Source organism: Cryomorphaceae bacterium 1068 (genome assembly GCA_027214385.1).
Classification (GTDB): Bacteria; Bacteroidota; Bacteroidia; order Flavobacteriales_D; family Cryomorphaceae; genus JAKVAV01.
Map to the genome: position 1 here is coordinate 1 of JAPVXR010000016.1, position 12,013 is coordinate 12,013.

Here is a 12,013-nt window from a genome sequence, read left to right on the forward strand (position 1 = left end):
ATCAGCAGGGGAGCCTAAAATACTTAGACTTTCCACGCTACAGTTGTCAGCAGACCCGCCGTCGATATCAGCCGGTAAAAGTGTCGCTTCGCCATTGGCATCGAGCTGAACGTTAATGTTTTGACAAACTGCTGTTGGAGCATCGCTATCAATTACCGTAACGATAAGGTTGCAGATTCCGCCATTCCCGGCTGCGTCAAAGGCGATAAACTCTACATTGTTTGTTCCTAAATCGGAACAAGTGAATTGAGTTTTGTCGAGCGAGAAACTCGTGACTCCACAATTATCAGTTGAACCATTGTCAGCGTCGGCGGGATCTGCCGTTGCCATTCCATTTTCATCCAAAACTAGTGTAATGTCCTGACAGTTTGCTTGGGGAGGCTGATTGTCATCCAGCGTTATTGTGAATGTACAGTCATTGGTGTTGCTGTTGACATCGGTTACGGTCCATGTCACCATGGTACCATCAGTTACCGTTTCGCCGTCTAATGATGAAGTCCCGTTGATGCTATTAACAACAGATGCCACGCCACAATTATCGTCTACTGCAGTCGGATCGAATTCAGTGCCTTGAACTGTGTATGAGCAGGTGCCGGAATCCGTACTTCTACTGGGGTCGCTCACACAAGTAATTGTAGGGTCTTCCATATCAGGACTTAGTGAAATATCGATTGGAAGAGCTTCATTAATAATATCTGTTGCTATTGAGACACCATTAATAAAATCGCTGAAAACTATTCTCGAACGAGGGAATCCCGTTAAGATTGGGGTAATTGAAGTCGTTCCCGAGTTTCCTATTACTTCGAAAGTGATTCTAATAAAATCCGTGTTTCCAGTAATGTCAGTGGTAGATCCTGCCGTATAAGCTACCAAACCATTCGTATTGTCTTCAGTGACCGGTCCACCCGGAGTATTGAATGGTGGGTTCGATGTAAATACATTTGATCCTTCCGGGGAAGTCACTTCTACTACTTGTAAATCATTCGGATCAAAATTGAGACGCGCCTCAACAAGATTGAAAGTTCCATCTGTTTCAACAGAAACCAAGACAGTAAACACATCACATTCGCTCACGGAAGATGAAGAAGGGGTAAGTATAAGATCAGCTTGATCGCAGCTTTCACAACTTGTTTGACCAGTTTCGTCTTGACAAAATCCCGGGTCACATGCCAGGCACTCAACAGCTCCTTCATTGGCTTGGAAAGTTCCCGCAGGACAATCCGTACATACGGATGCTCCTGTAACATTAGAAAATTTACCTGCGGGGCACGAGATACATTCTGTTTGGCCTACAAGACCTTGAAAAGTACCTTCTTCACAAGGGATACACTCTACCGCTCCGCTTATGGCTGAGAATCTACCTGCCGGACAAGGATATGCATTTCCATCTCCCGGGCAGTATGAGCCCGGAGGACATTCGATACAAACGCCATTTTCTGCATATTCTCCTGCTGCACATGGCAAGCATTCTGATGCTCCCGGAGGAGATGCGGTACCTGCATCACAGGCTATGCAATTTTCTAATCCCGTTTGATCGGCGTAAGTTCCGGCAGGGCATGCAACACAGGCTGTTGCACCTGATTGGCTTTGGGCTTCTCCCAGAGCACAGGCAATACACTCAGTAGCTCCTTGAGCGCCTTGATAGAAACCAGGTGAACATTCGGTGCACTCTGATGCTCCCGTTGTGGCTGAAAACCTTCCTGCAGGGCATAGCGAAACTGTTCCATCACCCGGACAAAATGAACCTGCAGGACATTCCGTGCAGACTCCATTGTCATCGTAAAAACCAGGGTCCGTAATTGTGAAGGTCGCGGTAAAGTTTGCACCTCCGTTACCGTCAAAACGGTCTCCGATATTCGTGAACGCTTTCCAAAACACTTCGAGATGATAGGTTCCGCATGGAAGTCCGGCTGTGATATCAACATTGGCATTGACTTCTTGCCATCGTTGGTCTTTTACGATATTATCTAAGTTTGACTCAAAAGGTAAATTGATTGAACTAAAAGATCCTGTTCCACCGCTAGCCAAGTGAACATTGTATGAAATTTCGGCACCCGTTACGTCGCCTCCAAATTCTTTGAACGTCTTTATTTCTCCACCATTTAAAATTAGGCTATTGATATTTCCAAGATTGTTTCCATCGAAATTATTTGTTGAGCCATCTGCATTGGCGCCACCATGAAAAAACTGGTTGCCGGAATTATCGATGTCTAAGACGGCATAGGTTTGGAAAATACCTGTTTGTTGAGCTTGAAGAGTGAGTGCAAAAAAAGCTATGTACAGCAAGGATGCTGCGAGCTTGAGTCGGTTAAATTTCATTGGTTTCTAATTGGTTAAATACAAAGTAATTGGCATTGGTTGACTTTCCCGGGGGATAATAATGGACTTTCAGGATAATCAACACCTTTCATTAGGTGTAAATTATACACCTATTAAAAAGTGTCGCAAAGTATTAAAAAATAAAGTGTAGCACAATCGAATTTTATTAACGACTGTTCATATCATCATTGTTGTTGATTGAATCCTTATCGATATAGCTCAACACTTCATCGTGTTTATGAAATAATTCAAAGAAATCGGGTATTCTAATAAAGAAGAGCTGAATCCATTGAGTCCATTTATTTTTTATTAAAAGCCAAAATGCAAATAAAGACTCTCGATTTGCTCTTGTTCCGAGCATGCCCACAAATTCATGGGATTGCCAAATCACCTTGTTAATTAACATTTTCGAACTCTTTGGATAAGGCACTAGGTGATCCTGTTCTTACTCATCGTCCATTTTCATACCTTTCCACCATGCTCGGAATTCTTCGAAAACTCAGGCGAAAAGAAAGCCGCTTTACCCGATACTTGCTCTACGCAATAGGTGAGATCTTTCTCATCATCATCGGGATATATTGTGCAGTTCAACTCAATAACTGGAACGAGGGAAAGAAGCAAAGCCACCGTGTAGAGTCTCTTATAGACAAGTACGAGGCTGAGCTGTACCTAACGATCAACAATGCGGAATGGGATTTAAAAAATGGTCTGATTTACGATTCGCTCATTCAAGCCACATTGGCCGATCAAGTGACCATAGACGATTATTGGGAGACTCCCATTTTGGAGACCATGATTACCAAAACCTTTAGCTTGGATCCAGCCAGAGATAATTTGGATAAGATTCTTGAACAAGAAGAGAGCTTGCCTGAAAAGTACGAACCTATCATTGTAGGGATGAAGAGTGAATTGTTTTGGATGAATAGGGATGATTTTTACCGGGAAACCTTTTGGAAATCGGCCGAAGAAAACATGAATTATTTTAATATCAATTATTCTTGGGCCCGGAAAGCTGATTCGCTCGATCGACATGAAGCCTATACTTTTTACCTCACCAATCCCGAATTTAAGAATCGACTATATGCACACTGGGTGCATATGGAGCGTTACCTCAAATCAATTCACTATTACAGGAAGAGTGCAATAATGCTGTTGATTGACCTCAAAGTTTATAGGGATGGTTTAAACGCGGATGAGCTGCGCTCGTTCTATGCCGCACTCGGATTGAATGAACCTGTAACATTGGACTGTGCGGGCGGTTTTAATGGAAATCGGAGCCAGGGTGAAGAGTTTACATTCGTTACCAATCTCTCGTCAGATACGGTGAGGTTTGATAATTTCGATAGTGAAGATCAAATGAACCGTAAGTATGTACTCGCGCCAAACGACTCCAGATATACGCGCACCAGATGGGGTAATGGCGATTTAATGCCTCCCCGAATCATAGAAGGTATGGTGAATGGCACTTGTGTCGAACGACTCGCTGAAGTGAATGACGGGTATCTAGTTTTTGACTGAACCAAGCTTTTATGCTTGCCTCAATCTTTAAGGTACTGCGAATTCCTTGAACCTTAGCGAGAGGTCATGTGAATGAAAGAGATACCGAGATGCCACCTTGAAATAAAAAAGCCCAATCAACTGATTGGGCTTTTTATAGTTATCACGTGTAATCATATATCCCTCAATCGGAGAATTAAGCTTCCTGATTTACTTTGAGCTTGAGCATATCACCCATACCGAAAGAACCAAGAATGCCTTCGTGAATTTTATCCAAGTGCTCATTGTAAGGACCGACGTGTTCACCCATTCCCATTAAGTCTACGGGGGTTCTAACCGGTCTTTCGCCATCAGGAGTTTCTATCAGTTTTAGCACGGCATCAGCCACCATCTGTGGATTCTGATTGGGATTCGAAGCCAAGGCTCCTTCAAAACTGTCGAACAACTGCTTTGGTGCATCGGCCATTGGGCCGTAGCTCGCATCGGTTGATTTATCCTTTGGCTGAATAAGCCCATCGAAGAAGGCCGTTGGAAATCCTCCGGGCTCCACAATCACTGAATCTACACCAAATGCGGAAAGCTCGAGCCGATAGCCTTCAGCGATGGATTCCACTGCCCATTTTGAAGCATTGTATGGACTATAGAACGGTAGGTTAATTCGACCCAATAGACTTGAAATTTGAACCAAAAGTCCCGCACCTTGAGCGCGCAAGTGGGGGAGAGCTGCCTTGTTGACCCGCTGTACTCCGAAAACGTTGACATCAAACAGTCGTTGGAACTCTTCAATGCTAAATTGCTCTTGAATACCCAATACACCGATTCCTGCATTATTGACCACCACGTCGAGTCCACCCATCAGTTCGATGGCTTTCGCTACTCCTGTATTCACACTGTGGTCGTTTGTCACATCAATATCCACAACGTGCGCGCCGAGGCTTCGCATCTTTTCAGCGTTTACCTTGTTCTTACCTTCAACGTTCCGCATACTGGCCGTAACGGAATGTCCGTTCTCGATAAGGGTCTTTACCGTTAAAGCTCCGAAGCCGCTGCTTCCTCCTGTAATTAATACTTTCTTTTTCATGTTGATTTGATTTAGGGTTTGATAATTGATTTATTAATTAATGCATGTACATACAATAAATTGATGCTAAATTTTTTTTTACGTCATTGTTCCAATAGCAGAGTTGATCGCCTCGGTTAGGCCTTTCGCCTTATCGCTGCCAATAATCGAATTATATCGCTTATGTAGTCGAAGCCATGCGGCCTTTATTTCAACGTTTAGCTTCATTCCTGAAGGGGTAGGGAATACTTCCGTGCATCTGCCGTTTTGATGCCGCTCTAAAATTCCTTTGCCCTCCATCTTCTCTATCAAACGCGTCACAGTAGAAGGCGTGAGCTGTAGTTCTTCGGCAATATCTTTTGGGTTAACACCGGGCTTTTTGTTGACCGTCATCACCAAAAATGCGTGCGATGAACTCAGTCCTGTAGAAGCGAATTCCTCGTGAGCCATTTTGGTCATCACTCTGGAGAGAGCATTGACCGAATAGGTCAAACAATTGCAATATGTCGATGGCGTTTTTTCCATGTTCGGGTCAAAGGTAGAAAAGATAATTGTATATACAAGTAATTTATTTTCATGTGTGCTAAACCGATTGGGTGAAGCGGCTATCGACTCACAATATCCTTCCCAAAAGGAGTCAAAGCCAATGAAGCCATCTTAAAATGTTGTTTGGCAAAGGGAATTCCGATGATGGTGATAAAGAGAAGCGCTCCAAAAAGAAGATGCGTCAAACTGATCCAAATGCCGCCAACCAAAATCCAAATCACGTTGAAAATGATGTAGAGACATCCGTTTGATCTGTCGTGAGTAACCACCTGTTTGCCGAAAGGCCAAAGCGCTAAGCCGGCTAACTTTAGGGTTTGAATCCCAAAAGGAATCCCGACGATGGTGATCATCATCAAGATACTCGAAACCAAGTATTCAAAAGCGGTGATGAGTCCGCCAAATATGAGCCAAATGATATTGCCGAGAATGCGCATTGAGGCGAAATTAATAAAAGTCTGAGCGGATTGGCAACGCCCTTGAAAACTCTCCGTCATAGACGCATAATTTCAAGTCATGCAACGCACGTACATATACCTCACCTCTTTTTGGGTAGAACCGAAGCCGATTCGGTTTGAGTGCGATTGCCTGCACTATTCCCTCGGCTAAGATCACGCCCTTAATCCGCACTAAGCGGAATCACTTCTATTTATTAATCAATTAAACTTAAATCGATGACACGTAACTACGCGGCCATCGAAGCCCGAATGTCTCATATAGACGAGCTTTGGGCAAGTGGCCGTTTCGAAGAAGGATTTGAAATCCTTGAATCTGTATTAATGGATGAGCCCGGATACGGAAAAGCTCACTCATACATGGGTTGGTATGCCTACGCCCGAATGCAAGATTACGAACTTGCCGAGCGTCACTATAACTTGGCCTTGAATTTTAGTCCTGGTTTTGCCGGAAGCTACATCAACTTCACCATCGTGTTGATAGCTACAGGCCAATATGCCGACGCCATCAAAATGGCACGAAGAGGAATGAACGTAGGAGGCAGCAGCAAAGCTCAACTTTTGTCTGAAATAGGCCGAGCTTACGAGTACATGGGCATATTGTCCTTGGCAAGAGGTGCATACAAAGAAGCGTACCTCATGGCAGAAACTGATGAAGCCATGGAGGCTGTGAAAAGCGCCATGGTCAGAGTAAGAAAAAAGAGACAAATCAAGTCTCTTGGTTTTGCTTTTTGAATGAAGCCCTCGCCCTGGCGGGGGCTTTTTTTATTGTGTATTCTCTTTCTCATAACCGAAAATTCAACGGATATTTGCGCCTTTTAAATTGATGAATCCACGAACACTCGCGCATCTGGCTGCATTGGGCGTAGCTCTGATCTACGGGGCCAACTATGTAATCGCCAAAGATGTGATGCCTTTGTACATTGAGCCGCGTGGATTTATACTTTTGAGAGTAGCGGGTGCCACAACGCTCTTTTTCATCCTCAGCCTCTTTATTAAGAGCGACCAAAAAATTGAGAGAAAAGACTGGCTGCGCTTAATACTTTGTGGTTTTTTTGGTGTAGCGGCAAATCAGCTTTTCTTTTTCGAAGGCCTCAACCTCACCACGCCCATCAATGCTTCCGTGATCATGACGGCAAACCCGATTATGGTGTTGTTTATGAGTGCCGTATTGCTCAAAGAGAAACTTAAACCGATAAAACTCCTCGGGATTGTCATTGGTGCCGTAGGAGCGGTTTATCTCATCCTGAGTGCTGCGGGTGAAGGCTATGCCTTGCCTGGCGTGAGCCTGGGAAACTTGTTTGTATTTATGAATGCCGCCAGCTATGGTGTTTATCTCGTTATTGTAAAGCCCTTACTCATCAAGTATGACGCCTTACTCGTCATCAAATGGGTTTTTGCAGCGGGTCTGTGTTTTGTACTTCCCGTAGGATTAAGTCAGTTTGGCAAGATAGACTTGACAAGCTGGACTCCTTCCATTTTTGGCGCAGTAACCTACGTAGTTATTTGCACAACCTTCCTTGCCTATCTGTTGAATGTTTTTGCCTTGAGAACCCTGAAGAGCTCAACGGTAAGTACTTACATTTATCTTCAACCGCTTTTTGCGACCTTACTTGCGCTTTATCTGGCCAAAGATGCTTTGACATTTGAGACCACCATTTCGGCAGCCTTTATTTTTATTGGGGTGTACTTGGTAGGGCGGAAGCCAAAAACAGCAGAGGTTGCAAAGTGATTTTTTTGACTACCCGCTGCTCGCAGACTGCTACCTACCTCTAGTATACTTATCCCTAACCTATCCCTATGCAATCCCTAACCAACTCCTATTCATTTCCTTTTTTTTCTCAAATTCTCCCACTTTGGTTCGAAGAGCCAAGTTTACTGAACGAGCCCAAATAAGCTTGAGGTGATTTTTCAGATTTCCGTTTACTGTTCAGGAAACTTTTAACTGTCGAATATTGAAAAAGAGCCCTTGCTGGAATGACTTGATTTTGAGAAGTTAAATACTTGACGGATATTGTGTTGAACTACCAATCATTCCAACCATGATGTTCTCACTCGTTTATTCAAAGTTTCGTTTATCTATTTTAATGGTCTTGTCTGTCCTGATTCTAGCTTCTTGCGATGACGACTCTAAAGATGAAGATCCTCCTCCAAGTGGTGGCAACGACGTGACCATTTCTGTATTTGACTTGCTCTATGTGAATGACAATACCTTAAACGTTTCTTACACGCCTTCTTTGGTTTGGGAAGCGAGCACAGCATCTGATGGGGCGGCGATTACCTATTCACTGCTCATTGATAGGGTGGTAGATTTGGACCCGGATGAGAATCCTTCTACCGTAGTGGATTCTACCATAACGACAACTTTTTTTACCATCACCACTCCATTATTGATGAATAATGAATACAAATGGTGTGTGATAGCACGTGATGAAAATGGGAATGAACGAAAGAGCAGCTCGGTATTCTCTTTTACCACAGGTGAAGAAGACAATCAACCACCCAATGCTTTCAGTTTAATCTCTCCTGTAGATTTTGCCACCAGTCAATCAACAGATGTTCAATTAATTTGGCAAACAGCTACTGATCCCGAAGGCGATCCCATTACCTACGATGTATATCTCGGTTTGAGTCCAAACCCATTTTCAATAGCATCTTCTTCACAATTTCCCACGGGATACTTTGCGATGAATTTGGCGGAAAGCACGAACTATTACTGGTATGTCGTCGCCAAAGATGATAAAGGTGGTCTGACCGTATGCAACTTCGAATACACTTTTGCAACACAGGATCCTCCGATTACCATCCCCGGAACGGGTACGGTAGTATTGACAGGCGGTCGACCGGTAACGGGTGGACTACCTACATACCTCGGCACGGTGGGCCACCAAGTAGTCGTTCTGAACGGGGTAATCTACGATACGGCAGGGCTCTCTTTACTCAGTGTAGGCGGTGGAGAAAGAAATGACGTTTTCTCATCAACGGATGGAGTTAATTGGCAGTTGGTGAGAGATCATTTGTTTCAAGACCCCTTTGGATTTGAACCCTCGGAAGAGCATGCAGTCGCTGTTCACAACGGACTCATGTTTATGTTTGAAGGGAATAGGAATACCATCAAAGTTTCTGCGGATGGTGCTACTTGGTCTTCCGTTTTATGGGAAGGTTCCGTGCAGGATGACACCCACTACTTACCCAGAAATAATCACCAAGCCGTCTCCTACAATGGAAGCCTTTATTTGATTGGTGGACTTTCAGGTGGTCAGCGAAAGAAAGATGTGTGGCGCAGTGACGACAATGGAATTAATTGGATAAAAGTAAAAGCCGATGACGAAAGTTCTTGGGCTGGAGCAGCAGAACCCAGAGCCGAAGTGCACGACGGTTACATTTGGCTTTTTGACGGTGGTGATGGTCCCGAGGGGACACCTCCGGACTTATGGCGTTCTACCGATGGCACCAATTGGGAATATATGAGTACGGTACCATTTTCTGCACATAGAAGTTTTGCCACGACTGTTTATAAGAATGGTTTGGTAGCAGTAAGCGGGGATACTGAAAACGAAATTTGGTGGACAGGTGATGGTGTCAATTGGATTCAGGTTGAACTTACAAACCCGAGTTCGCTCTCATGGAGAAGGGATCACGACGCATATACTTTCAATGGTGAGCTTTATGTAAGCTATGGAAAAGGTCAAAGCGTAGGCAGCGAATTGAGACCGGATATTGTGAAGTTGACTTTTGATCCTTAATGACTGACTTCAGGATCTATCTCCAAAACCGCCCACTCAATAAAGGGAAAATCCTTTTTCTCGATGCGATGAGAAGTGGAGTCGGGAGGATGGTTGATTTTCATCAAATGCACAATAGGGTCACCACCTTTTGTCGTAGCTCCTTTCGCCTTTGCCTTAATCAGGTAATACGTGGTTGACTCACCTCTGTCTTCTTGAAAGCGAAGCAAGTAGGCAGGCTCGCCGTCTTCAAACCATAGTTTGCGGGGAGCGATGGCCTTTCGTGAATGTTTCAATAGTCTTGATCTTTTAGCGCTGAGCGGCGATATGATCAGAGGCTTTTTAAAGTAATTCTCAGAAAGGATATCGTCGTAGGGATTTCCTTTGACTTTTATAAATGGGCTTCCGGACCAGGTAAACGGAAACTCAATGGGTATAGGTTGCCACTCTTCGGGTACAAGGGTGAAACGCCCCATGCGCATAATGGTGATAAAGGTTATACTTCCTGCAAGAAAGAGCTGACCATAGAAGTTTTTGAGGGCAAACACCAAATCATTGTCTATGATGAGTAGAATAATTTGAGTGAAAAAAATCAACATGTAATAGGCAAAGAGCCGTTGGGTGATATTCCCTGAAAGGATGACCTTCTCAAATTCGAAGAAGGGGGAATTGCTAAGGGCATTGTTGAGAATTCCCGCGAAAATGGAAATGGTTATAAGGAAGTAAGCGAAGGTCACAATCATCCCCGTGGGCTGAACGGGCTCAAAAAGGATCCAGAAATCATAGAACCCATGAGAGAGGGCTGCGAGCAAAAAATAGCCCGCTATAGCGAGGTAATTTCTGCGCTTGTACAAAAATCTATATCGCGCTATTCCGTAAGTGATAATGGCTGTATTAAACATATGAGTCATCGGAGAGAGAATAGCTCGAATGTCAATAATGCTAGCCCCGTGAGTATTGAAATACATCACATTTTCAAAGGCCGCAAAGCCAAGTGCCGATGCACTGCCGTATAGGAGGAAGTCGATTGGTTCATTCACTTCTCTCTTGAAGAACTTGTAATACAACAAAAAGGGTAGGAGCTTGGCTAGTTCTTCTACGGCCCCGATTCCGAATACACAGTAAAAGAAGTCGTTGAAAAAGGAGCCGTTTGTACCGAGATGTAGCGGATCAAGAAAAAAGTCGCCAATTCCAAAGACGAGAAAAACAGAGAGACCACCCAAAAGAAATACGCCAATGACATGCTTTAAGTCCTCAGGTTCATAAATGTCGATCATGCGGTAGTAGTCGACCCATGTCCACGAAATCAAAAGTGCTATGAGGATGTAGGTAAAAAGCATCACTTCTCAGTCAGGGCGAAAATACAAGAAGTGATGGGACTGCCGTCATTAATCGGTAGGTGCTCTCGTTTTTTATGGATCGACTCTTGCACCTTTTAAAATGAATCAATTAAAAGAAACATTATGAAAAACATACTCATCATAGGAGCACACGGTAAGATTGGACAAATCCTTTCAAACCAACTTTCAGAATCAACGAATTTTCAGCCTACTGCTTTTATCAGAAAAGAGTCCCAACAATCAGATTTCAAAATTGGAAGTTTGAACTTCAAAGTTGGAAACCTCGAAGAATCGGTGAAAGACCTTACTCATAAATTTGAAGGATATGATGCGGTAGTATTTACCGCAGGTTCAGGTGGAAGTACAGGACCTGATAAAACCTTATCAATCGATCTTGATGGAGCTGTTCGAACCATGGAAGCAGCCAAAGCAGCAGGAATAAAAAGATTTGTAATGGTCAGTGCAGCAGGGGCTGACGATCGTTCATTCTGGGATAAAGCCGAAATGAAGCCTTACTATGTAGCGAAGCACTATGCAGATGAAATGCTGCGAAACTCAGATCTGAATTACACCATATTGCGTCCCGTAATGCTCACGAACAATGACGGAACAGGTCTTATTACGGCCTCCGAAACTATGAAGGGATTGAACAATGAAATCTCCCGTGCAGATGTGGCTAACGCAATTGAAGAGGTACTGAACCGAGAAGACACTTACGGCAAAACCATCGAAATGAGTGAAGGCTACCATTCGATTGAGGAAGCTATTTCCGGATTGACCAAAAGTGAATTGGAATTGGCTTAACCCCAAAAGAACTAAAACGGAAGCATGTGAAAGCCCCTCCATTGTGGAGGGGCTTTCACATTGTGGGGTATGAGGCCTCGCTGAAAATACGAACGGCGAAGTAAAACAGGGACACTTTTTACAAGATGGCTCTATGAGTGAAAAGTGTTTCTTTCGACACATAGAGTTAATAAAAAAAAGAAAATATAATATTTCTAAAAATTGCAGTTGTAGTGGGAGTTGCAGGGGGGGTCGGAGTTATAAAGCATTTATAATAAGCAAGGTGAATTA

10 protein-coding genes are annotated in these 12,013 nt (G+C 43.7%); 5 read left to right on the forward strand and 5 right to left on the reverse strand.

Annotation, left to right across the window (positions count from 1 at the left end; translation table 11 throughout):
• A partial coding sequence (locus O3Q51_15815; protein ID MCZ4410282.1) for an HYR domain-containing protein occupies nucleotides 1-2,319 on the reverse strand: 2,319 nt, incomplete at its 3' end.
• Between the two features lie 477 nt (nucleotides 2,320-2,796).
• Here O3Q51_15815 and O3Q51_15820 point away from each other — a divergent pair.
• Nucleotides 2,797-3,837, forward strand: coding sequence for a hypothetical protein (locus tag O3Q51_15820; protein MCZ4410283.1), 1,041 nt, complete (start codon nucleotides 2,797-2,799; stop codon nucleotides 3,835-3,837).
• A gap of 175 nt (nucleotides 3,838-4,012) precedes the next feature.
• Here O3Q51_15820 and O3Q51_15825 read toward each other — a convergent pair whose 3' ends face one another.
• The 3 genes from O3Q51_15825 to O3Q51_15835 form a co-directional block, all read right to left on the reverse strand.
• Nucleotides 4,013-4,897 (reverse strand): SDR family oxidoreductase, encoded by an 885-nt coding sequence (locus tag O3Q51_15825; GenBank protein ID MCZ4410284.1) that lies wholly within the window; start codon nucleotides 4,895-4,897, stop codon nucleotides 4,013-4,015.
• A gap of 78 nt (nucleotides 4,898-4,975) precedes the next feature.
• Nucleotides 4,976-5,401 carry a MarR family transcriptional regulator gene (locus tag O3Q51_15830; protein MCZ4410285.1) on the reverse strand — a complete coding sequence of 142 codons (426 nt, stop codon included), beginning with the start codon at nucleotides 5,399-5,401 and terminating at the stop codon, nucleotides 4,976-4,978.
• 80 nt (nucleotides 5,402-5,481) lie between these two features.
• Nucleotides 5,482-5,916, reverse strand: coding sequence for a YccF domain-containing protein (locus O3Q51_15835; protein ID MCZ4410286.1), 435 nt, complete (start codon nucleotides 5,914-5,916; stop codon nucleotides 5,482-5,484).
• 177 nt (nucleotides 5,917-6,093) lie between these two features.
• On the opposite strand from O3Q51_15835, the gene O3Q51_15840 reads away from it, so the two are divergent.
• The 3 genes from O3Q51_15840 (at nucleotide 6,094) to O3Q51_15850 (ending at nucleotide 9,620) form a co-directional block, all read left to right on the forward strand.
• Nucleotides 6,094-6,609 (forward strand): hypothetical protein, encoded by a 516-nt coding sequence (locus O3Q51_15840; protein MCZ4410287.1) that lies wholly within the window; start codon nucleotides 6,094-6,096, stop codon nucleotides 6,607-6,609.
• A 91-nt stretch (nucleotides 6,610-6,700) separates the two neighbouring features.
• Nucleotides 6,701-7,606 carry a DMT family transporter gene (locus O3Q51_15845; protein MCZ4410288.1) on the forward strand — a complete coding sequence of 302 codons (906 nt, stop codon included), beginning with the start codon at nucleotides 6,701-6,703 and terminating at the stop codon, nucleotides 7,604-7,606.
• A gap of 310 nt (nucleotides 7,607-7,916) precedes the next feature.
• Nucleotides 7,917-9,620: a kelch repeat-containing protein gene (locus tag O3Q51_15850; protein ID MCZ4410289.1), complete on the forward strand. Its 1,704-nt coding sequence runs from the start codon at nucleotides 7,917-7,919 to the stop codon at nucleotides 9,618-9,620.
• Here the strand turns inward: O3Q51_15850 and O3Q51_15855 are convergent.
• Entirely contained in the window at nucleotides 9,617-10,939 is a 1,323-nt protein-coding gene (locus tag O3Q51_15855; GenBank protein ID MCZ4410290.1) for a PrsW family intramembrane metalloprotease, read from the reverse strand. The genes O3Q51_15850 and O3Q51_15855 overlap by 4 nt on opposite strands.
• Nucleotides 10,940-11,062: 123 nt before the next feature.
• On the opposite strand from O3Q51_15855, the gene O3Q51_15860 reads away from it, so the two are divergent.
• Nucleotides 11,063-11,743, forward strand: coding sequence for an SDR family oxidoreductase (locus tag O3Q51_15860; GenBank protein MCZ4410291.1), 681 nt, complete (start codon nucleotides 11,063-11,065; stop codon nucleotides 11,741-11,743).
• Nucleotides 11,744-12,013: the final 270 nt, after the last annotated feature.

Bases quoted from the DNA above. Each gene is read 5' to 3' on its own strand.
- O3Q51_15820 (MCZ4410283.1), top strand. From the start codon at position 2,797: ATGCTCGGAATTCTTCGAAAACTCAGGCGAAAAGAAAGCCGCTTTACC.
- O3Q51_15825 (MCZ4410284.1), bottom strand. From the start codon at position 4,897: ATGAAAAAGAAAGTATTAATTACAGGAGGAAGCAGCGGCTTCGGAGCT.
- O3Q51_15830 (MCZ4410285.1), bottom strand. From the start codon at position 5,401: ATGGAAAAAACGCCATCGACATATTGCAATTGTTTGACCTATTCGGTC.
- O3Q51_15835 (MCZ4410286.1), bottom strand. From the start codon at position 5,916: ATGACGGAGAGTTTTCAAGGGCGTTGCCAATCCGCTCAGACTTTTATT.
- O3Q51_15840 (MCZ4410287.1), top strand. From the start codon at position 6,094: ATGACACGTAACTACGCGGCCATCGAAGCCCGAATGTCTCATATAGAC.
- O3Q51_15845 (MCZ4410288.1), top strand. From the start codon at position 6,701: ATGAATCCACGAACACTCGCGCATCTGGCTGCATTGGGCGTAGCTCTG.
- O3Q51_15850 (MCZ4410289.1), top strand. From the start codon at position 7,917: ATGATGTTCTCACTCGTTTATTCAAAGTTTCGTTTATCTATTTTAATG.
- O3Q51_15855 (MCZ4410290.1), bottom strand. From the start codon at position 10,939: ATGCTTTTTACCTACATCCTCATAGCACTTTTGATTTCGTGGACATGG.
- O3Q51_15860 (MCZ4410291.1), top strand. From the start codon at position 11,063: ATGAAAAACATACTCATCATAGGAGCACACGGTAAGATTGGACAAATC.